Origin of the sequence: Candidatus Formimonas warabiya, assembly GCF_002777255.1 — a bacterium.
Lineage (GTDB): Bacteria > Bacillota > Dehalobacteriia > Dehalobacteriales > Dehalobacteriaceae > Formimonas > Formimonas warabiya.
Map to the genome: position 1 here is coordinate 2,353,869 of NZ_CP017634.1, position 20,405 is coordinate 2,374,273.

Sequence of the window (20,405 nt, forward strand, 5' to 3'; positions counted from 1 at the left end):
ATCGTTCCCTGTCACAGTTTCAATCTTTTACCGCATCGATCATCGCTTTGACATTTTCCGGCTTTGCATTGGGAGGAGTATCACAACCTTGGGCCAGAATAAACCCGGTCGGGCCAATTTCCCTGATCAAGCGCCGGCAATAGGCATGGACTTCTTCAGGGGTGCCCAAAGTAAGCATGGAGGCATGAACGTCGCCCATAATACACATGTGATCCCCCAATATTTCCTTGGCTTTAAAAATATCGGTGGTACCGTCCGGTGAAAATACGCATTTGGCCTTAGGGAGCTGGAGCAAGAAGGACAGGTCTCTGGTCCAGTTGGAATCAAAGTGCAGCACCGGGATCACTCCTTCTGCCGCTACCGCTTCCACCAGCTGCTGATAATAAGGGAAGACAAAGCGCTGCCACAACTTGGGAGACAAGAATTCACTGGCTGCCCGCCAGCCGCCTACCCACAGGGCAATCGGTTTCATGGTCCGGCACAGCTGCCGGGCATTTTCCAGGATCCAGGGCATGGAAGCATCCATGGCGGCCTGCACTTTATCAGGAATGCGGAACAAATCTTTCAGAAAAACCACCATGGACCGGGCCCCGCATAGCATTTCATAGGGAATGGTGACAATCACAGGGGAGAAGGGAACAATGCCCAGGTCGGCCGTGGCCTTAAAAGCCCCAGGAAAAGCGGCGTAAAAAGGCTGCAGTCGCTCCCCTAAATTATCCAGCCGATTCAGATAAAAATCATTTAAAAAATAATCAAAGCCCTTATCAATAATCACGTCATAGTCTTCTATTTTCATCAACTCAGCTTCTTCAACCTGCCACAGCTCATCATCCTCCAGCTCTTTGCCGGGAAACTTTACTTTGGACAGCCAAATGGTACTGAGAAGATTAGGGTTAAAAGCAATATGCTGGATGCCGTCTACCTGGCCCAGGCTGGTAAAGGATTTGAGCATTGTTTCGTTGGACAGCTCCGGGTGGGCACAAAATTCAGACAGCTTAATCCCCAGGTGCCGGGCACAAAAGGAATCCCCCAGGGGAACAATGGGAACCCGGTCCGGCTTTTCCAAAGCTACGGCCTTTTTGATCCTGTTCAACCTTTCATTATAGAGCTCCGCAACAGTTGCCATCTTTTATTCCACCCCCAGAACCTGTTTCGCTATTTTAACTCCGCTTGGCGCATCTTTACATAAGGCATCGGCCTTCACATAATCACAGGTCGCTTGTTCTACCGGACCGCCGCCGATCAGTACCTTGACGCTGCTTCTCAGTCCTTCTTCTTCTAAAGCAGCGATTGTTGCTCTCATTTTATCAAAGCAGGTGGTTAAGAGACAAGAAATTCCTACAAAATCCGGCTGATGTGTCCGCACTGCTTCCACAAAGCGGGGAATGGGCACATCCACACCAAGATCAATCACCTGAAACCCATTACTGGCAAAAACCAGTGAGACAATATCTTTGCCGATATCGTGAATATCTCCGGCAACCGTTCCCAGCACAATGGTGCCGATGGTTTCCTTACTGACCGTCTGAAGCTTTTCCTGCAGCAAAGCAGTGGCATTTTTAAAAATATCCGCTGCCATAATCAGCTCTGAAAGATAATAGTCCTGGGACTGGTAGCGTTCTCCCACAATCGTCATTCCGGCTTGTAATTCGTTAAAGATGCTTTCGGGAGAAACACCTTCTTGTAACTGCTGCTTGACTTGTTCAAACACGAGATCTTCTTGCAGATCCCCCATGAAGCTTGCTAAAGAACTACTCATTACGCGTCCCCTCTTTCTTTCTCTCTTTTGTCCCCATCTTTAAAGCCGGTCTTTTTTTCTTTCCTTTCTCTGATCCCACCTTCTTTCATCTTAACTACTTGTCTAGACAACTAGATTTTATAATAAGATGGGCTACCTGTCAATCAATGAAGATTTTCATCACCCGGCAACCCGGTTGGGTACAGGATAAAAGACGAAAAATAAAAATAAGCTCCAGTAAGAAATTACTGAAGCTTTTTCGCAGCAAGTGCTTTAGGGAGTCGTTTTTCTTGTTTTGGTACTTGTGGCTATCTCGTTCAAATCTTTTTGATAATCTTGAACCGGTTTTCCTTTAGCTATGCCGTCAGATATTTTACTCAAGCGCTGAAACAGATCCGGATCTGAGGTTACGTATACCGTGTTGATCAAAGGATCCATCGCGGCCACCTGTGAAAAAACCTTGATTTCAGTTGCTTCCTTTTTTGTCCGGTCTTCTAAATCCACCCCTACGTAAACCGTGTTTCCCGAAACAACTGCTGCACATTTTTTCACTCCGGAAACAGCATCCACTTTTTGGGTGATCTTGTTCGCCCGGGCAACGTCCTTTGATTTTTCTGTGGGGGTCTTTTTCGTTGCAGGCCCCAAAGGAGCTGCAGGGGTAGGAGCAGGTGCCTTCCTAGCCGGAGTAGGCACAAAATAATTGGTTTGGTTGGGGGTAGGTTTTTTGGCCGGAGCACAACCAATAAAAATAGCGGAAACAAGTAAAAAAATCCCTGTCAAGATGCAGATTAGTTTTTTCGCATGCACGCCAATCACTCCTAAAAAAGTTTTTTATTAGTACTATGGAGTGATGCCTGAAAAAATCCTGGTGTTTTATTGGCGCTTTTTACATTGTAACTAATCATTTCCACCTTCTGCCATGACGGAAAAAAGGTCCGGGCAAAAAAACTCCTGCCCGAGAATCAAAGGCAGGAGTTTTTCTATGATCAGGTCGTTAAGCGTCGCCATAATCTATTTCACCAGCAAATTGTTGCGCACCCCGTAATTGTGTTCCAGCATGTAAATATTATATTCAAAGCCTTCTGCCATTTTGTTCACCTCCCTCACTTTTCTTACCAAGGATTTCGAGCAGGTTCCTACTATTTAACCAACAAATTATTGCGCACCCCGTAATTGTGTTGCAACATGTAGATGTCATATGCAAAACCTTCTGCCATTTGTATTCACCCCCCTTAGTCCTTGTGAGAGTTTTCACTTACCTTTGTCATCATTCTATAGCAAGAACCATGCCAACAATCCAAAAAGGCCAAAACCCCGAATTTGCGCCAATATACGAACAGAATAATTGTAGTATCGCCGGCAAATGTTCGTCATATCGAACGTAAAAAGAAGAATCTGTTCGCGCACAAGGAGTATTCGAAGGGGCATGTGTCCCAATTATTGAACGTGTTCGTTAGTTTGAACATATTTGGCATGATTCTGTAGCGCCTGGCGAACTATCCTGCTCCAATTCCCTAACGAAAAAAAGGAACCTACCTGGTCCCCAAGCTTACCAATTCTCGTCTTGAAATAAAAAAAGCGCACTGCGCTTTTTTCGAGATCCTGGTACAGGTTACCGGTACCGGGAAACACATTACTATGACTTACTTGCTAATCCTTAAGAACCCTACAGACCTAGTTTCTCTTACCGGATGCTACCAATCTCTTCACAAACAGGAATTTTTCCATTGTTACCGTAATGGTCTTGTACATTTGGGGTAACCGGTCGTTATAGTACACCTCAATCTCATCGATACAGTCCATATGGAAACTATCCATGTTAAACGATTCAACTTTACCTAGTCCCACGGACAGGTAGTGGGCATCCACCACGCAGCCGCACCCTCAACTTGTTCCTTGCCGCTTCTTCAGATGAATAACAATGGCATGATCCGCTCTTTTTTGATGTAAAATATACTCCCGTGCCGCCGGTTCAATATACAAATTCACCAAAGTCACCTCCTGTGTGAAATATATTTTATTATTTATCCCTAACAGACTTCTCACCATGCTTCACCTGGTCTTCTACCCATCATTATATCAGCAAAAAGGGGTTCCATCCATCCCGCTTCCCGTTTTACCTTCCGGATCAAATCAATCATCTTTGCAAAAAAAATATTTCTTGAATTGACAAATACAAGTCCTTGATCATATAATACATATATACCCCCAGGGGGTACTAAAAATAAGAGGTGCTCAAGATGATCAAAACAAAAGACCGCTTTCATCAGTATGCTTGGGTGTTGTTAATCGCTTTTTGTAGCATTGGTTTAATCTATCCCGCCATCGGAGCCGTTGCTCTGGTTTGCATGCTCGCTCCGGTGCTATGGGGATTTTTTCAAGGCAGAATGTGGTGCGGAAATTTTTGTCCCAGAGGAAGTTTTAGCGATGTGATCTTAAAAAAATTCAGTCAAAAAAAACCGGTGCCGAAGTTTATCAAAAGCGGCTGGTTTCGAAACTTGTTTTTGTTTCTTTTAATGAGTGCTTTTGCCCTCCAATTGGTTCTGTCCTGGGGTAACGCCTTCGCAACAGGAGCAGTATTCGTAAGAATGATTATTATTACTACCATGCTGACAATTGTGTTAGATATCACCTTTTCTCACCGCACCTGGTGCAGAATCTGCCCCATGGGCAATCTGGCCCATTATGCCGCGAAAACGAAAACACTGAAATCGAATTTGAGACAGATTACTTTTGATGCAGATAAATGTATCGGTTGTAAGGTTTGCTCCAAAAACTGCCCCATGGGTATTGACCTTTTAAGCCACAAAAGTCAGGGAAAAGTATTAGATGCTAATTGTTTAAAATGCAAGGTCTGCGTAGAAAAATGCCCCAGAAATTCCCTCTATGTCTCTTAAATCATCAAGTTATGGTATCTATTTTTAATATGGTCCATCCGTTTTAAAATAGAGGTGCTGTCCCCTTTATTTTTTGACAGCAGCATTTCCATTGTTTTCAATTCCCCGTTGATATAGGTCAATGCTTGCAACATTAAATGATCGATCTCCTGATTGATTTTTTCGTTCATATCTGAAGTGAGGCGGTGCAGATTCTTTTCAATTTCATACGGGATCCGGCTTAAGAAAAAACGCCGGAACACTCTCCGGTATAAGAACATGGGAAAAAAAAACCAAAACAGCTCCAAATGAAAGTCAAAAGACCTGCTCAGGGAAATGTCCGGTTTCTTTAACTCTCCCACGCTTATTTCCCACGCTTCCGGTTTCATTTGCACACCTAAAGCCCGGTCCAGGTTCTCGCTTAATCTTTCTCTAAATGATTTCAGGTAATAGGACAAGTGCTTTTTGACAGCATGGAGCAACTCAAAGGATTTTTCTTCTTCCAGCAAAAGTCCTTTGAATTCAGTGTCCAGGGACTGGTTCAACCATTTCTCAAACTGTCTGGTTACCCTGTCAAGATTGCCCTTCCAGCCGGGAAAAGCAGTCTCATATTCTTTCGTAATTCTCTTTTCAATATCCTTACGAAAGGAATCCAGATAAATTTTTACACTCTCCCGTGTCTTTTCCTTATAGCTTCCCATAATCGCTAGAAGCTCTTGCCGGATGAAGTGAGCGTTCAAGTGCTCATCAAAAATTATCTCCTTCAGTTTGTTTTTTTCGGCTTCTTTTTTTAAAGAAGCCTGATAGGATATATTTAAATAAGAAAGGCAGCTATGAACCACTGTCTCTATTTTATGATGCAGTATTTTCAGATAAGTTTCCCTCCGGTTCCGGGCTAGGGGCAGGAAAATATCCTTTTCCACCTGTTTATTATACGCACTGGTATTGATATAAGCCGAATACCTTAGAATTGTCACATCGCGAGCAAAAACCTCTTTGAGCGCTTTTCTGGTAAAGGATGCAATTTCCTCTACTTGTTCTTCCTGGAACAGATCGGTTTTCGTAATCACAAGGGCTATTTCCGGCGAATATAAAGAAATTTCTTTAAAAAGGTTCAATTCATGCTCCGATATCGGCTTTTCGGCACTCAGAACAAACAGGACCGCTCCTGTTTCCGGGAACCAGTTCGACGTCGTTTCTGTATTATGCTTCCATACGCTGCCGATACCCGGGGTATCCACCAGCCTAATTTCCTTCATCTTATTTAAAGAAGGCACTTCAATATCTACCCGCATCACATTTTCCTTGTTTTCCGGGTTTTTGGATTCGGAAACATATTTCTCAATTTCATCGGTTGGGATGATCTTGCTTGTGCCATCCCGAAAAGTTACGGTTGCTTTTTCCCGCGGGCCAAATCCGATTCTGGTGATGACGGAAGTTACAGGAATACTGCCTACCGGCAGTAAAGCTTGCTGCAGATAACCGTTTAAAAATGAGCTTTTCCCCGCCTTAAATTGTCCTAACACCGCGATATCCAGATATTGACGCTGATCGGTGAAATTATGGACACTCTGTACAACCTTTTTTAGAGAATCCAAGCGAAAATCTTCACACACTGCGTGAATTTCCTTCAGGATTTCTTTTGCCTGAAAAAGGGTTTGTTCATTCATCTCTCTCACTCCAGATCATCAAAGATTCTCTGAACAGCATGAAGCGAAAAACAAAAATGACCCCTACCAAGTAGGGGCCATCAGCATGAGCGCATTTCAGTCAAATGACTGGGCGGGCACCATCACCAACCGGATGTTTTGGTTAAAATGTACCATATTTTTGTTCCTTCGTCTATATTTTGACCTTCAGCGTATTGCCATTGGCATATTTAATAATATTGACATCTTCCATGATCACCAATCCCTCTTTTACCACTTCATCCAGGAAAGGAAGCAACATTTGAATATATTCTGTACTATCAATGATGTCAATGGAAATAGGTAAATCGGAGGATATGTCCAAAATTCTCGCACTGTGTATTCTGCTGTGGGCCCCAAACCCTTCAATACCCCGGCATACAGTTGCTCCGGCGAGCCCTAATTCTCTCGCTTTTAATACGATGGCATGATACAAGGGAACTCCTTTATACCTGTCACTTTCCCCAATATAGATTTTAAGACGTACCGCCTGACCGGTAGCTTTTGTCACTCTCTTCACCCCTCTCACCTATTTGGTTAAAAAAATTGGCTGCCCCTATGCCTAACCAGACAGAAAAAAGGCCTAAAATTACACTTGAGCCAACATAGAGGAGGGCCGTTCCCATACTTCCTTCTTTGATGAGATTAATTGTTTCCAGGCTAAATGTAGAGAATGTGGTATAAGCCCCAATAAATCCTACCGTAATCATCGTTCTAAACTGCGCATTGATCACCGACTTTTCCAGGGACAAGGTATAGAATAATCCCAGCAAAAAACATCCTGTCAGATTCACCACAAAGGTACCATACGGGAAAACCTGCTCACTTTTATTGTAGATCCAGGTGGAAATCAAGTATCTTGTTACCGCCCCAAAAGCTCCTCCCGCCGCAATGTAAAGATAAATGCTGTTAAAAAAAGACAACTAGCTCACCCTTTCAAAAAAATGCTAAATATAAGCTTGATCAACTGGCATCATGGGCTTTCACAAAAGCAAGACAACTAATTTTTTCTACATAGAGATTCCCCCTGTTCCCTATTTTTTATGTACCCTGCTTTGATTACAGATACAAAATGGCCCCTACCAAGTAGGGGCCATCAGCATGATCGCATTTCAGTCAAATGACTGTGGCGGGCACCATCACCAACCGTGTTATGGTGAAATCATTATAACATACTTCCCCGTCATGTTGAATAAATTTCATGATCCGTTTCATTTAAATTATCCCTTCCGAATACCCTGTGATACAAATCCTCACCATAGCTTGTTTGCAGTGGTTCACCGACGATTAGTTTAAAAGTCCGTCCTCCGTCGGTCTGCCTTTCAGCCCACAGGAAAATGGCGTTTTCCATTTTTTTCTCATAAAAACCATGGGCCAATTGAGATAAATGGGTCACAAAGAAAACCTTGATGCGTTTTTCCAATAATGCGCCAACGATCTGTCTTGCAATCTCCGAGCCTTCCCTTTCGTTTGTCGCGGCAAATGACTCATTGAACAGGATGAGAGAATTCGGCGTGATATTATCTACGATCCCGCTCATTCTGCTCAGTTCTTCATCAAGTTTTCCGCTTTTCATCGTCGCGTCTTCTTCCCTTTTATAGTGCGTGAAAAGACCGGCACAGATGTTGGCACAAAAAGATTGGGCAGGTACGAACATGCCGCATTGCATCATTAATTGGGCCAGGCCGATACTGCGCAAAAAAGTCGATTTGCCCCCCTGGTTGGCGCCTGTGATCATCACTAGATCCTTACTGTGCGCATTCACATCATTCCCCACAACTTTTTCTTTCATGGTTAAGGCCAGACAAACATCATATAAACCTGTAAAAGAATGTTTACGTTCATGGGAAGCCACTGGCAGGGGAAAAGATATGGGTTCCCCTATTTGGGCCAGATACTCGGATAAATTTAAACAACCGACGTAAAAGGCCAATTCGGTGCGCAACGCATCAAAAAAACTGCGCATATGATCGGCGGACTGGGCAAGAGCATTGGCCACAAGGTTGATCCCCCTGTTTTTTAATTCCGTCAGGGCTCTGGCGCCGCTTTCATCCCGGTCACTGATAGAAAAGGCATAAACAGGCGGTTTTTTGGCAAAAATCCGCTCTAGCCAGCTCTGTTTTTTGTCATGCGGTTTACGCAGGATGTAATGGGTACCTTCATTGCCTTTGCCCAATTCCGCGCTGATCAAAAGTCCGTCCCGGAATTTCAGTTCCCGGAGATGATTTTGGATGCGGGCGAAATATTCCGCATCCAGTTCTTTCTCTACCATGGCAAAAAACCTGGTGAAACCTTCAGACTCAAATTTACCGGCATGTTCATCAGCGATATTTTTTATTCTTTTCAGCATGCCCGCTAATATCTGCATTATTTCTACCGCGTTATACAGGATCGAACTGGGATAGTAGCTGAAAAAGCCATAATAATGCTTTTTCTGTTCTTCCATTGCTTCAACCGCGATATTGTAAATGTCCCTGGTAAGGGAAGGGTTTTTCAGGCAATCCTGAAGAATTTTTTGGCGGTATAAGATGGCGTCCGGATCATTTAACCCGGACAAAAGGGCTTTCTTTGCCACTTCAAATAAAAATTCGTTACCCCGGGCCATGGCGTTGAAAAGCGTATTTAATTCCAGGTCCTGGGTCAGTGCCTTTTCATGTGACGGTAATTGCTGCTGGAGGTCAAAATCACAATCTTGGTACATGAGAAAAACCTTCATAATGTGATGCGCTCCTTTAAACACTCATAAGTAAGGCGGTACTTTTCCGCAATTGATATCGCGTAGGAAAGTCCGTCCGCAGGCCTTCTGACAATTTTATATGCTCTGAGGGCCGGATTCTCGGGAACGATCGTGCTGACCATGCTTACGGTTTTCTCGCTCAAAGAAGCCAATTCATCCAGGAACGTAACGCAAACGCAGAGCAAATCCAATTGGCTTATTTTGTTCATGATCCTTTTACCTAAAAGAATAGCGTCTTTTAAGGTGGTAGAAGTAAAAATTTCATTCATGATGATGATGCTGTTTGATGTCGCCTGGCTTAGAATATCATAAACCCTGATCAGGTCATCCTGCAGTTTGCCGCTGAGATTTTTGATATCTTCTTCTTTTTCAAAATGGGTAAAGAGCCTGTCGCAAAGAAAAAGCTGCGCTTCCCTGCCCGGAACGGGACAGCCGATACCGGCCAGGTAATGCAATTGGCCGAAGGTGCGGGCAAAGGTTGTTTTCCCGCCCTGGTTGGGCCCGGATACTACCAATATACGCTCCTTGTCTTTCAGGTAAAAATCATTGCAGACAACAGGCAAATTTTGGCTCATGAGCTTATGGGCCAAGGCTAAATCAAATCCTTCAATATTATAGACTTCCTTGCTGGCATGGGACATGTGGGGATAACAAAATTCTAATCCCGTCCGTTTGAATTTGGCTAAATAGTCCAGATAAGCGATATAGAATTGTACTTCCCGGTCAAAAATGTCTATCGTTTCATCCAGATAAGGGCCGTTTTTCAAGTAATAATGATTGAGATTAAAAAATATGTCGGGATACAGTTGGGCTACTAACTCCAGCACGCCCGCTTCCACATGGTTCATGCCCAACCCGGTGGGAAGCTTCGCCCTGTAATCTTTCACCGCGCCCTGCTTGAATTTCTCGAATGTTTCCTCCACATCTGCGCTGTAATCAATTTCTGATTCATATTTGCGCACTTTGATGCAGTTGCCCTTGATGAGCAGGCAATATTGCACAGTAGACAAATCCGCTTTCAGCTTTTTCGTTTCCGCCATCAGTGCGGTAAAACCGGCAGATGCGGTATAGTCCATGATATATGCGCGGAAGGCGATCAAGCCGGGGGATTTTAAATCAACAAGGGATAAATCATGGGCCAAACAAAGAAGGGCCTCGCCATAAAGGTCTACCGCCTCCAAAAACCATCCTTCTTTGTGATATTTGTAGTAAAGCCGGTCTACTAAGCTAAGATATCTGTGCATGGCGCGCATTTTTTGGGCAAATGATTTTATCTGCTCAAACAGGGTTTGATTTTCCAGATCCTGCATGATTTCCTGGCGGTACTTGATTGTTTCGATATCAGGCAAAGAAGTGTAGAAAAAGGGTTTTAAATCATATTCCTGTTTACCGGCCGTAATGGCGTCTATAATCTGATCAAGATTCAGATCAGCAAAGAAGGCGGGCGGTTCAAGCGTTTCTTTTTTGATGTCGTCTCCAGCTCTTTCAAATAGTATGCTCTGGAAAGTCACGGATCGTATTCCTCCTTTCTATTAGAAAACTTGGCTTGCGCCAAGCCTCTGGCGACGGCGGAAGCCCTAGTTGCACTTATACTTTCAACCTTTTGAAGCTAATAAATTCTGAAAGTAAAAAATAACTCCTACTCAAAGAACTGAGTAGGAGCTATTAGCTTGCGCATTTAAGGCGGGCTCCATCGCCATGATTATAAGAGCTTACGGCGAAATCCAGCGTCTCCCCTTTCGCTTATTTAATCACCATCACCGGGACTTTGGAATAACTGACTACTTTTTGGGCAATACTCCCCAGGATCATGCTTTTAAACCCGCCCACACCTCTGGTGCCCATAATAATGAGATCGGCTTTTTTATCAAAGGCATATTTCACGATGCTCCCTGCCGGATGGCCCCGTAATACAACGGAATTAATTTCTATTTTATTTTGCTCGCCAAATCCCTTGATTTCATCAAGCAGCGGTTTAATCATTTTTTCCGCATCCTTATATCCTTCATCGATCTCATCCAGAGAAGGGCTAAATTCCGGAGCCTGAATCACAGTGAGTGTAGTAACGGATGCTTCTAGTGCTTTTGCCAGGTATATAGCTGCTTCCAAGGCTCTTTTACTATAACCGGACCCGTCATAACCGACCACAATTTTACGGATTAACATGCTCCACGACCTCCTTAAATTCTCCTATGGGGGAAATAATATCGATCTCCTCATCCGGCACCGGATAAAAGAATTTCTGCGCGATAAGAGTGGGGACAATCGCGCTTAATATGACTGTTGCGACTAGGACGCTGTATTGAGCCGTCGAAATATAATGATGGGTTAATCCATACAAAGAAGATATCGTGCCAAAGGTTAATCCTGTACTCATCAGCAGCGTGGTATAAATACCGTTTCGTTTCCCATAGCGAAAAAATTTTGTAGCGGGTAATACCCCTAAAAATTTTGCCAACGTTTTAAACAACAAGTAAATCAAGATGGCTCCAAGCATTGTCACCAAGGCATGAAACGAAACAAGGACACCCGCTTTGATAAAGTAGAATGGCGTAAACGCTGTAAAAATAATCGCCCTGATCTTATACAGGGTCTCCTTATATTGGGTAAAAAAACCGGCCATCGCCATACCGATGATATAAGCGGGAAGCACTGCTTCACTGCCCCCGTATTGAGCTACAAAAGCCAGGAAAGCCAACATCAAAAAGACAAGTTTTATTTCCGGTTCACTGACCTTGCCGCTGTATTTTTGAAAGATCCTGGAGGCCAGAGGAGTACTGATGAACACGACCACGATCAATATAGCCGCAAATATCCCCAGCTTCACCGTAAACCCCGTAAACAGCAATCCCAATGCCAACACGGTGCCCAGGTCATTCACAAAACAGGCGGCTAGAATCGCCTGACCTAATGAAGTAGAAGACAGTCCGCTTTCAATCATCACCGCATAAACTACTGCTACTGAAGTAGTTGACAATGCAATACCAGCAATCTTTGAGGCATTGAGATCCCAGTGAAATACATAATATGCTCCTGCCATACAGACTAAAAAAGGAAGTAAAAAAGCCAGTATGCCAATAACCATGCTCTCCCAGAAGTGTTCTTTAATCGTCCTCGGCTCAATTTCCGCCCCCGCCATAAATGTCAGAATAACGGCTCCAAATCCCGCCAGAAAATTGACCCAATCGGTAATTTCCAGGTGTATGATGTTCCCTGCTACTATTCCCACCATAATCTCGATCAAAGCTACAGAAATACCTACCCGAATAGAAATAAGGCTCGCAGTCAAAGCGCAAAACAGCCAGAGTGCGGCTACTAAATAACTATGCTCCATTTCTTATCCCTCCATTTTGATGATGATCACACAGTCTTGTAAAACCCCTTCTTTCTCCTTTCTTCATGAATTAGGAGTTATCAACTGCGAGCGCAGTGTTTCCAGGTGAACCCCATCGCCTTGGTCAATATTTCATGTTATCTAATTCCTGGTGCCGATGAGAAAAATACAGCATTCTATGACATTTACATAGTGATCCCCCCTTCTGACCTAATATCGTTTAAAAGCTATACGGTCTACCGTTAAGGAGTTCCATAGCGCGCACCCAAGCGGTTTGCTCTTTTCCTTTGGGCTCATGGTCGAACCTGTAATCCTGCTTGCGAAAGAATTCTCTAAATTCGCGATTCAAATCCTCCAGTCTTTGCAAGTGGTCTTCCAAGAGAAAAAGTCCAATTTCCGGCGGTGCAATTAAGAGCGTATTCGCACAGTGTTCCCAGCATAAGCCCGCGCTTTCACGGTAAAGTTCACGGTTTATAGGATCTTCAAATTTTCTGGCTATCATAGCGCTTCCATAAGTACCGGTCTTTTGAATCAAATCACAGACAGGACATGGCTCACTGGAGATAATTCTGTTGAGTTCTCTATGGGGGTCGTTCTTCTCTCTATAAGGAAAGATCTTTTTCTGTATTAAAGCGGTCTCCTGGAGAAACTGCTTTATTTCTTTCTGCCTGGTCCTGATAATAAATGCATACGTGTAATTCAAATCGGATTTAACAGATGCAGCAACCTGCTGGGCATGGTCACGGCAGAACCCTCCGCGAGACAGAGAAATCAGCAGCTCCAAAAGGTGATCGCTTTCATTTTCAAACCATCTGAAATAGCTGTCCATGCTCTTTTTTATCATGGTGCAAATGGGGCAGCCGGGCTGTTTAAATGCAGACTCTAAATCATATTCCATCAAGATTTACTCCCCTTGTCCTTAAGAAATAAATGTCAAATTAAAAAAAGAAAAACTCCTGCCTGTATGTTACAGACAGGAGTCATCAGCGCCATTGCTACGCAATTTTGATTGTTCAAGGTCGACTCCTTGACCTATTCAATTTTTACGAATTCTGTTATTCTCGGTATTTGATATTATTATATTACATGATCATTAATTATGGTAGTAGAAAATAGGATATGGTATAATTGTTTTAGCTGAATGAGTATCTACCGGTGATGGTGCCCACCGCAGTCAAAGAGACTGAAACGCTAAGCTGATGGCTCCTACATGATATGTGGGAGCCATTTTTATTGTATAACGAAAACCACCTGCTATGCAGGTGGTTCCAAAAGGCTTTAGCTATGAGCAGAAAAAACTACCCCCATTTGATAAAATAGTGTAGGTTTCGCCAACCGCACTAACACAAAGGAGGTAGTTATCCAAATGGATACCGAAAGTTTATCACATACGCAATGGAATTGTAAATATCACATCGTATTTGCACCAAAATATAGGAGACAGATAATATATGGAAAAATTAAAGACGATATAGGAAAAATACTAAGGACACTATGTGACTACAAGAAAGTAGAAATATTAGAAGCAAACGCCTGCCCAGATCACATACACATGTTGGTATCGATACCGCCGAAAATAAGCGTATCAAGTTTCATGGGATATCTTAAAGGGAAAAGCTCATTAATGATATTTGATAGGCACGCAAATTTGAAGTATAAATATGGCAACAGGCACTTCTGGTGCAGAGGCTATTATGTGGATACGGTGGGACGCAACAAAAAAGTAATAGAACAGTATATAAGAAAGCAACTACAAGAGGATATAGCATCAGACCAGATGACACTAAAGGAGTATATAGACCCGTTTACGGGTGAGCCCGTAGACAAAAACAGTAAAAAATAACCCCTTTAGGGGTTGTTTGAAAAAAAGTGCAGTTGGTGGAACTTTTCAGTGAGCCTTTAGGCTCAGCCTGGTATCATGCCCTTATAGGGCTAGAGCAAACCACCCGCTGAGCGGGTGGTCATGATTTTACGCGAGCCGGAATACCGGTAACAATGTTTTTATGGGAGGGCTGATAGGCTTCCCCCGGAGCTTGCCGATGGCCTGAAGACGGACTCAGGGACATCATGATTGTACGGATCTTTTTTATGGATAGGGGTGATTAATTCAATGGAAAATAAAGAGCGTCGTCCAAAAACAGAAGTACAAGGTTTAAATGAAAACCATCTCAGAGTGATTTCCGGTACTCTCCGTTTAATCGAGAAAGATATGGATGAGATGGAAAGGTATCTCAGGAATGCCCCGCAAGGAAGAATGTATGAAACAAGAGACGATTTAACGGAGAGCCAAAAAGAAAAAGTATTAAAGATCATTAAAACTGTGAAAGAATGTATCAACGAATTTGCAAACATGCTCCATTTTGAGCCTAATCAAGAAAGTCTAAGTGGAATTATTCGGGGTACCTTATCGATCCATTGGGTCAATGCTTGCGATATTGAACCGAAAAAATTAAAAGCCTACGGCATGGTTGATCCGGATAACATAGAGAGATTAAGTTTCTATACCCAAAAAATAATGGATCTTTTGCATGGCTTTTAAAAGAAGGTTTTGCATAATTCCGAAGGTAATCAAGCAGCAAAAGCTTCTTTGGTTTATATCTGCCGGCACCGGTTCTGTTATGATATCGAAGTAAAAGATCAGCCTCTCTCCCGGCATTCGCGGGAGAGAGGCTGCCGCGAAACCAGCTTGTAATAGGGATAGACGTCTATTTTTTTGCTTGCTCCGGTTAAGATGCCAATTAGCGACTTTCCCAATTATTTGATAAGTGGGTTAACAAAATCGGCGCATTCTCCTAATTCCGCTTCAATCTCCAGCAAACGGTTATATTTGGCGATCCTTTCGCTCCGGCATGCAGAACCGGTCTTGATTTGCCCTCCTCCCACGGCCACTGAAAAGTCGGCAATAAAGGTATCTTCCGTTTCGCCGCTGCGATGGGAAATGACAAATCCCCATCCTGCTCTCCGGCATAAATTTATCGCCTCCATTGTTTCCGTGACAGTGCCAATCTGGTTTAATTTGATTAAAACCGCATTGGTGCTTTTTTCCTTGATTCCCCGGGTAATGAAACGGGTATTGGTAACATATATATCGTCACCCACGATCTGAATTTTATCTCCCAGCAGTGCGGTATGCTGCCGGAACCCTTCCCAATCGTTTTCTGCTAATCCATCCTCAATGGAAACAATGGGATATTTATTCACCCATTCCTGATAAAGATTGTTCATTTGGCTGCTGCTCTTTTGTCCCTGCCCTGATTTTGCCAAGTGGTAGGAGCCCCTTTCATAGAAGGAACTTGCTGCAGGATCAAGAGCAATGGCAATCTCTTGCCCAGGTTTGTAACCTGCTTTTTCAATGGCCTCGGTAATGAGTTCGCAGGCTTCATCATTGCTTTTCAGATTGGGGGCAAATCCTCCCTCATCACCCACTGAAGTGTTATAACCCTTTTTACTTAGGATTTTCTTCAGGGCATGAAAGGTTTCACTCCCATACCTTAAAGCTTCAGCGAATGAGGGTGCGCCAACGGGCATCACCATAAATTCCTGAAAGTCCACACTGTTTTCGGCATGCTTCCCTCCGTTCAAAATATTCATCATCGGCACGGGAATCCGGCCGGCGCTGGGCCCACCGAGATACGCATATAAGGGCAGCCCCGCACTTGCCGCAGCAGCACGGGCTGCACACATGGAAATGCCAAGGATCGCATTAGCTCCCAGTTTTTCTTTGTTTTTTGTGCCATCCATTTCAATTAATAGTCGGTCAATTTCTCTTTGTTTGGACGGGTCAAACCCCGTTATTTCTGGACCAATGATCTCGTTAACATTTGAGACAGCTTTTCGGACGCCTTTTCCCCCATACCGGTTTTTATCATGATCTCTGAGTTCAACCGCTTCATTTTCACCCGTTGAAGCTCCGGAGGGCACGGAAGCCGATACCATGATGCCATTATCCAAACCCATGAATACTCTTATCGTGGGATTTCCCCGAGAATCGAGGATTTCCATGGCCCGTACAGATTTAATCTTGTTACTCATTTTCTCATCTCCAATTATTTATTTTATTTAAATAAAAATACTCCACCCAGGTATTGTTCCCGGCAGGAGTGAAAAGGAAAATAAAAAACTCCTGCCAAAAATTTGATGGGCAGGAGTTATCAACCCGTAAGGGTGGTTATCGGTGAACTCCATCACCTATTGCTTATAGTACAATTTTTCCTTATTATCCCCAAAAAGTCAAGAAAAAATGATTTTAAAATAAATAAGGCTTTGCGGTGCTATCAGCTGTTTTTCGTAAGACACCGGAGATACTCTCTGGCATGAGTACAAAAGGGACGGAATGATCCATTCATGGTATTCCGCCCCCTTTTATTCTCTTATTGTCTTTGCATCAACAAGAGAATACGGATTTATCGTCTTTGCAGATCTCGCACTCTTGATCTTTCACCCGCACTTTCACTTCGAAACAGTCATTGTAAATTCTGATTTTTTTCTTGCTCCCATCATCAGATTGCCTGACTCTGACTTTTAATTTATCTTGGCCTAAAGTCTTTTTATGTTTTTTGGACATGAATAACCCCCCCTTAATTTTTTTATTGTACCAAATATTATTAAGGGAGATTATTTTTTGCTACATCGAGACAAGATTTTTTAAAAACTTAAAAAACCGGAAGGGCTTGTTTTCCCTGCTTTCGGCATTTTTATGCATGTATGAAGTTATATACCTCCCTTAAAAACATTTAGGATCGGGCAAATCTCGCGCCCATTTCAAAGGCTTTTTGACAATCCTTGGGGAACTGTTCTTCTCTTCTCTTTGCTTTTTCCGCCTCATTAAATAAGGATGAGACATACTTGGAATAATCATCAAATTGATAGGTATCGGTAACATACAAAGATTCTGATGCGCCGAAAATTCTCTTCAGGGCCATTTCCGCCGCTTGATTATTCTGTTCGTATCCCATTTCTTTGAGCCGGTTTTCGTCTACATTCATCGTGTAAATAAAGCCTGTTGGTATTTTCTTTTTAAACAGTATGGTTCGATCGCGATCATACACCGAATAAGGAAACATGAGTCGTTCCAAAAAAGATCTCATTTCTCCGGTAACTGCTCCATAATAAATAGGAGACCCCAGAATGAGGGCGTCTGCTTCGGCAACTTTTTTAAGAACAGGCGCCAAATCATCAGCTACAGCACACCGGCCGTAACTTTTACCATCTTTCAGCTTGCAGGCAAAGCAACTGATGCATCCTTTATAATTGATGTCATAAAGATGGATCAGTTCCGTCTCCGCACCCTGAGAAATTGCTCCCTCAAGTGCCCGGTTAAGCAGAGTAGCCGTATTCCAGTCTTTTCTCGGACTGCCGTTGACCCCGATTACTTTCATAGGTGACACCTCCATCAATTTACTTGAACCAATTTACCTCTCCCTTTAGAAGTCGAATGTTCGGGCGCTTAGGATGAAATCCTTTTGGTAAATTGTATCTCATAATTTTAAATTTGTTTAGTATGCACTTTTTATATACATACTATCCTAATAGTAACTAATGAAATAAAAAAAATGAGGATTATTTTTTCCTCAAAAAACCATACTAAGAATATTCAGGATCTTCAAACGCAGCAGCATCTGTTTTAAGAATCCCAGGTATCTAAAGGGTTAAGCTTTGAAAACTAAAAGATGTTTTGAGGTGGAACATTGATTCACGATAAAGTAGTCTTCGGGGGCTTATCGGGGTTTTGGCCAATCTGGCTATGAACATCATCCAATTTCCGGTCTGGAAACTGAAAATGATTATGCATCCGCTCTCTCATTATGCATCCAGTATGTTTATGGATCCCGAGACTTTACATCACACGCTGCTAGGTTCGGTGGTCAGTTTTTTAGCCGACTATGTTTATGGGGCATTTTGGGGCATCCTTTTTGTTTACCTCATCTATTTAACCGGAAAACACGCCTGCATCATAAAGGGACTCATTTTCGGCGCTTTTCTCTGGTTCTTTTCATTCGGAGCCCTGCGCTCCCTGGCGGTTGTAAAACTTAGGGAAGTCTTTCCCGGTGATGTACTTTACTACTTATTGTTTCATCTCATATTCGGCTTAGCTTTGGGATTGTTAACGAAAAAGTTTGGGGAACACGTTTTCGAAAAGGATTGAAGCCGATAAACAAGACTTTCCTTTTCTCTTTTAGGTTTCCGTCATGATACCGCCGTTGACATGAAGCACCTGTCCCGTTACGTAGGAGGAATCGTCCGAGGCTAAATAGATGTAGGTCGGCGCCAGCTCGAAGGGTTGCCCGGCCCGTTTCATGGGTGATTCCAAGCCAAAGGTTTTTACATATTCGGCTGAATAACTGGACACGATCAGGGGCGTCCAAATCGGGCCCGGCGCTACGGCGTTGACCCGGATGCACCGGGAAACCAGTTGGAGGGCCAGGGAACGGGTGAACGATACCAGCGCACCTTTTGTCGAGGAATAATCGACAAGCAAAGGAGCGCCTGCATAAGCGGTTACGGATGCTGTTGAGATAATGGAACTGCCCGGCTTGAGATAAGGCAGCGCAGCCTTTGTCAGATAGAAATGGGGAAAAATGTTGGTGCGGAATGTATCTTCCAGTTGTTCGTCAGAAATATCCGCGATGCTTTCCTGGGGAAACTGGACGCCTTGATTCAAAATAAGTACGTCAAGTTTTCCGTAATGCGCCAGAGTTTTTTTTACCACTTCTGAGGAAAAGGCCGGCCGGCGCAAATCTCCCTCAATAAGGAGGCAGCGCTGCCCGTAGTGCTCCACCATCTGCTTGGTGGCTTCGGCATCCTCCCGTTCATACAAGTAAACGATAGCCATATCGGCCTCTTCCTTGGCAAAGCCGATGGCAACGGCGCGGCCGATCCCGCTGTCACCTCCTGTAATGATGGCAATTTTCCCCTTCAATTTTCCGCTTCCCTTGTATTCTGGATTGTCGGATATGGGAATGGGGTTCATTAAGTACTCCAAACCAGGCTGTATATTCTGATGCTGGGGCGGAAAAGTGAGCGGCACCTGCCGGCACCGTGTCTCATAACCGAAGTACGGATACATTGGAATCACGGCAAATTCTCCTTTCTTCCTGATGTTGTTCTTAAAGCCAATTGCAGAATATTCGCCTAGTCCCGATTGGTGCCTGTCTTCCCGCCTCTTTCCATGTCAAGTTCTGCATGATCTCCATCACCAGATGCGTATTGCATAGATCAAAAGACTTTTCCCTCACCCCCTCCCTGTCCGTCTTTTCCTTAGTTCTGCTGACAAGAAAAGTCATTAACAATACCGGAAAACTGCTTGTACGTATAGTCAATCAGACTAAACAAATGTTAACTTATATTGACGTTATTTTTCATAAAAATATCAGGGATATCTACTATCATCCCTGATTGGCTAAACATTTAAGTTTTGGTTCTTATGGGCTATTCTTTCATGGAATTAATGGAAAAAAGGACAATCTGGGCGTTGGTGTTGCCATGGTTCACATAACGATGCTCCAGGCGGGAATCAAAGCAACCGCTGTCCCCCTTATTGAGCACAGAGGTTTTTCCGTTGACGGTTAAATGAATCTGGCCTTCCACAACCCAGAAAAATTCCAAACCGTCATGTTTAAAAAACTCGTAAGAATCCGCATCGGAATGGGGTGGGTAATCCGTTAATAAAAACTCTACACTTTGATGGACTTTATTTGAAAGGAGATAGTAGGTATTTTTTGTGTCCGGCAGATAAAGTATTTGCCGTTTATCGGCCTTGACGACAAAATCATTCTCGTCAACTTCCGATAAATCTATCTTGAAGAAATCGCTCAAGGTAATACCCAGTGCTTTGACGATTTTTTCCAGAGTCTGTAAGGACGGCAAGGTATAGCCGTTTTCAATTTGGCTGATCAGGCTGCGGGAGGTATTGGCTTCGTTGGCAAGAGCGGTGATGGTCATCTTTTTTTCTTTGCGTATTTTTTGAATACGCTTTCCTGTATTCTCCAAAAATAACATCCTCCCATATCAAATCATTGTTCATGGTGGTCTC

At 43.4% G+C, this 20,405-nt stretch carries 21 protein-coding genes and 6 riboswitches; of the genes, 4 read left to right on the forward strand and 17 right to left on the reverse strand.

The genetic code is table 11. The features are described from left to right. Positions 1 to 19 precede the first annotated feature (19 nt). From DCMF_RS11030 to DCMF_RS11045, 4 genes are all read right to left on the reverse strand, one after another. Complete coding sequence (locus DCMF_RS11030) at positions 20 to 1,126, reverse strand: uroporphyrinogen decarboxylase family protein (protein WP_148134481.1); 1,107 nt, start codon at positions 1,124 to 1,126, stop codon at positions 20 to 22. A 3-nt stretch (positions 1,127 to 1,129) separates the two neighbouring features. Beyond that, complete coding sequence (locus tag DCMF_RS11035; protein ID WP_148134482.1) at positions 1,130 to 1,759, reverse strand: cobalamin B12-binding domain-containing protein; 630 nt, start codon at positions 1,757 to 1,759, stop codon at positions 1,130 to 1,132. 252 nt (positions 1,760 to 2,011) lie between these two features. Continuing rightward, entirely contained in the window at positions 2,012 to 2,545 is a 534-nt protein-coding gene (locus tag DCMF_RS11040) for a YhcN/YlaJ family sporulation lipoprotein (RefSeq protein ID WP_214659268.1), read from the reverse strand. A gap of 867 nt (positions 2,546 to 3,412) precedes the next feature. Beyond that, positions 3,413 to 3,610: a hypothetical protein gene (locus DCMF_RS11045; protein WP_148134484.1), complete on the reverse strand. Its 198-nt coding sequence runs from the start codon at positions 3,608 to 3,610 to the stop codon at positions 3,413 to 3,415. Between the two features lie 368 nt (positions 3,611 to 3,978). On the opposite strand from DCMF_RS11045, the gene DCMF_RS11050 reads away from it, so the two are divergent. Next, entirely contained in the window at positions 3,979 to 4,635 is a 657-nt protein-coding gene (locus DCMF_RS11050) for a 4Fe-4S binding protein (protein WP_148134485.1), read from the forward strand. On the opposite strand, the gene DCMF_RS11055 is transcribed toward DCMF_RS11050, so the two are convergent. The 8 genes from DCMF_RS11055 to DCMF_RS11090 form a co-directional block, all read right to left on the reverse strand. Further along, the gene (locus DCMF_RS11055) at positions 4,632 to 6,284 is read right to left on the reverse strand and encodes a dynamin family protein (protein ID WP_148134486.1); all 1,653 of its coding nucleotides are present in this window, start codon (positions 6,282 to 6,284) and stop codon (positions 4,632 to 4,634) included. The two genes, DCMF_RS11050 and DCMF_RS11055, sit on opposite strands and share 4 nt — an antisense overlap. 64 nt (positions 6,285 to 6,348) lie before the next feature. Further along, positions 6,349 to 6,420, reverse strand: a riboswitch (Fluoride riboswitch). A 36-nt stretch (positions 6,421 to 6,456) separates the two neighbouring features. Then, positions 6,457 to 6,813: a DUF190 domain-containing protein gene (locus tag DCMF_RS11060; RefSeq protein ID WP_148134487.1), complete on the reverse strand. Its 357-nt coding sequence runs from the start codon at positions 6,811 to 6,813 to the stop codon at positions 6,457 to 6,459. Beyond that, positions 6,779 to 7,225: a fluoride efflux transporter CrcB gene (crcB, locus tag DCMF_RS11065; RefSeq protein WP_214659269.1), complete on the reverse strand. Its 447-nt coding sequence runs from the start codon at positions 7,223 to 7,225 to the stop codon at positions 6,779 to 6,781. Before crcB ends, DCMF_RS11060 begins: the two co-directional genes overlap by 35 nt. A gap of 157 nt (positions 7,226 to 7,382) precedes the next feature. Continuing rightward, positions 7,383 to 7,455, reverse strand: a riboswitch (Fluoride riboswitch). 30 nt (positions 7,456 to 7,485) lie between these two features. After that, on the reverse strand, positions 7,486 to 9,018 hold the full coding sequence (locus DCMF_RS11070) for a MutS-related protein (protein ID WP_148134488.1): 1,533 nt from the start codon (positions 9,016 to 9,018) through the stop codon (positions 7,486 to 7,488). Continuing rightward, positions 9,015 to 10,550 carry a MutS-related protein gene (locus DCMF_RS11075; RefSeq protein WP_148134489.1) on the reverse strand — a complete coding sequence of 512 codons (1,536 nt, stop codon included), beginning with the start codon at positions 10,548 to 10,550 and terminating at the stop codon, positions 9,015 to 9,017. Before DCMF_RS11075 ends, DCMF_RS11070 begins: the two co-directional genes overlap by 4 nt. Before the next feature lie 138 nt (positions 10,551 to 10,688). Further along, a riboswitch (Fluoride riboswitch) is annotated at positions 10,689 to 10,746 on the reverse strand. 36 nt (positions 10,747 to 10,782) lie between these two features. Beyond that, positions 10,783 to 11,205, reverse strand: a complete 423-nt coding sequence (locus DCMF_RS11080; RefSeq protein ID WP_148134490.1) for a universal stress protein — start codon at positions 11,203 to 11,205, stop codon at positions 10,783 to 10,785. Further along, on the reverse strand, positions 11,192 to 12,373 hold the full coding sequence (locus tag DCMF_RS11085) for a cation:proton antiporter (RefSeq protein ID WP_148134491.1): 1,182 nt from the start codon (positions 12,371 to 12,373) through the stop codon (positions 11,192 to 11,194). The genes DCMF_RS11080 and DCMF_RS11085 overlap by 14 nt, the downstream gene beginning before the upstream one ends. Positions 12,374 to 12,437: 64 nt before the next feature. Next, positions 12,438 to 12,502, reverse strand: a riboswitch (Fluoride riboswitch). Between the two features lie 91 nt (positions 12,503 to 12,593). Beyond that, a complete protein-coding gene (locus DCMF_RS11090) occupies positions 12,594 to 13,271 on the reverse strand; it encodes a DUF6062 family protein (RefSeq protein WP_148134492.1) in 678 nt (225 codons plus the stop codon). A 247-nt stretch (positions 13,272 to 13,518) separates the two neighbouring features. Next, positions 13,519 to 13,589: riboswitch (Fluoride riboswitch) on the forward strand. Between the two features lie 150 nt (positions 13,590 to 13,739). Here DCMF_RS11090 and tnpA point away from each other — a divergent pair. Together tnpA and DCMF_RS11100 are read left to right on the forward strand one after the other, a co-directional pair. Continuing rightward, entirely contained in the window at positions 13,740 to 14,216 is a 477-nt protein-coding gene (tnpA, locus tag DCMF_RS11095) for an IS200/IS605 family transposase (protein ID WP_148133458.1), read from the forward strand. Positions 14,217 to 14,483: 267 nt separating this feature from the next. After that, the gene (locus DCMF_RS11100) at positions 14,484 to 14,912 is read left to right on the forward strand and encodes a hypothetical protein (RefSeq protein ID WP_148134493.1); all 429 of its coding nucleotides are present in this window, start codon (positions 14,484 to 14,486) and stop codon (positions 14,910 to 14,912) included. A gap of 215 nt (positions 14,913 to 15,127) precedes the next feature. Here DCMF_RS11100 and eno read toward each other — a convergent pair whose 3' ends face one another. The 3 genes from eno to DCMF_RS11115 all read right to left on the reverse strand — a co-directional run bounded on the left by eno (position 15,128) and on the right by DCMF_RS11115 (position 17,751). Then, positions 15,128 to 16,405 (reverse strand): phosphopyruvate hydratase, encoded by a 1,278-nt coding sequence (eno, locus tag DCMF_RS11105; RefSeq protein ID WP_148134494.1) that lies wholly within the window; start codon positions 16,403 to 16,405, stop codon positions 15,128 to 15,130. Between the two features lie 103 nt (positions 16,406 to 16,508). Further along, positions 16,509 to 16,571: riboswitch (Fluoride riboswitch) on the reverse strand. A gap of 186 nt (positions 16,572 to 16,757) precedes the next feature. Then, positions 16,758 to 16,937, reverse strand: a complete 180-nt coding sequence (locus tag DCMF_RS11110) for a hypothetical protein (protein WP_148134495.1) — start codon at positions 16,935 to 16,937, stop codon at positions 16,758 to 16,760. Between the two features lie 169 nt (positions 16,938 to 17,106). Further along, positions 17,107 to 17,751 (reverse strand): flavodoxin family protein, encoded by a 645-nt coding sequence (locus tag DCMF_RS11115; RefSeq protein WP_148134496.1) that lies wholly within the window; start codon positions 17,749 to 17,751, stop codon positions 17,107 to 17,109. Between the two features lie 350 nt (positions 17,752 to 18,101). Between DCMF_RS11115 and DCMF_RS11120 the strand changes: the two genes are divergently transcribed. Continuing rightward, on the forward strand, positions 18,102 to 18,518 hold the full coding sequence (locus DCMF_RS11120; protein WP_148134497.1) for a hypothetical protein: 417 nt from the start codon (positions 18,102 to 18,104) through the stop codon (positions 18,516 to 18,518). A gap of 30 nt (positions 18,519 to 18,548) precedes the next feature. Here DCMF_RS11120 and DCMF_RS11125 read toward each other — a convergent pair whose 3' ends face one another. Continuing rightward, a complete protein-coding gene (locus tag DCMF_RS11125) occupies positions 18,549 to 19,448 on the reverse strand; it encodes an SDR family oxidoreductase (RefSeq protein WP_148134498.1) in 900 nt (299 codons plus the stop codon). Between the two features lie 353 nt (positions 19,449 to 19,801). After that, positions 19,802 to 20,362: a helix-turn-helix domain-containing protein gene (locus tag DCMF_RS11130; protein ID WP_214659270.1), complete on the reverse strand. Its 561-nt coding sequence runs from the start codon at positions 20,360 to 20,362 to the stop codon at positions 19,802 to 19,804. Between the last annotated feature and the right edge of the window lie 43 nt (positions 20,363 to 20,405).

Excerpts from the sequence above, each read along its gene's own strand:
- DCMF_RS11100 (WP_148134493.1), top strand. The coding sequence starts at position 14,484 with ATGGAAAATAAAGAGCGTCGTCCAAAAACAGAAGTACAAGGTTTAAAT.
- eno (WP_148134494.1), bottom strand. The coding sequence starts at position 16,405 with ATGAGTAACAAGATTAAATCTGTACGGGCCATGGAAATCCTCGATTCT.
- DCMF_RS11090 (WP_148134492.1), bottom strand. The coding sequence starts at position 13,271 with ATGGAATATGATTTAGAGTCTGCATTTAAACAGCCCGGCTGCCCCATT.
- DCMF_RS11055 (WP_148134486.1), bottom strand. The coding sequence starts at position 6,284 with ATGAATGAACAAACCCTTTTTCAGGCAAAAGAAATCCTGAAGGAAATT.
- DCMF_RS11110 (WP_148134495.1), bottom strand. The coding sequence starts at position 16,937 with ATGTCCAAAAAACATAAAAAGACTTTAGGCCAAGATAAATTAAAAGTC.
- tnpA (WP_148133458.1), top strand. The coding sequence starts at position 13,740 with ATGGATACCGAAAGTTTATCACATACGCAATGGAATTGTAAATATCAC.
- DCMF_RS11085 (WP_148134491.1), bottom strand. The coding sequence starts at position 12,373 with ATGGAGCATAGTTATTTAGTAGCCGCACTCTGGCTGTTTTGCGCTTTG.
- DCMF_RS11115 (WP_148134496.1), bottom strand. The coding sequence starts at position 17,751 with ATGAAAGTAATCGGGGTCAACGGCAGTCCGAGAAAAGACTGGAATACG.
- DCMF_RS11080 (WP_148134490.1), bottom strand. The coding sequence starts at position 11,205 with ATGTTAATCCGTAAAATTGTGGTCGGTTATGACGGGTCCGGTTATAGT.
- DCMF_RS11070 (WP_148134488.1), bottom strand. The coding sequence starts at position 9,018 with ATGAAGGTTTTTCTCATGTACCAAGATTGTGATTTTGACCTCCAGCAG.
- DCMF_RS11035 (WP_148134482.1), bottom strand. The coding sequence starts at position 1,759 with ATGAGTAGTTCTTTAGCAAGCTTCATGGGGGATCTGCAAGAAGATCTC.
- DCMF_RS11030 (WP_148134481.1), bottom strand. The coding sequence starts at position 1,126 with ATGGCAACTGTTGCGGAGCTCTATAATGAAAGGTTGAACAGGATCAAA.
- DCMF_RS11050 (WP_148134485.1), top strand. The coding sequence starts at position 3,979 with ATGATCAAAACAAAAGACCGCTTTCATCAGTATGCTTGGGTGTTGTTA.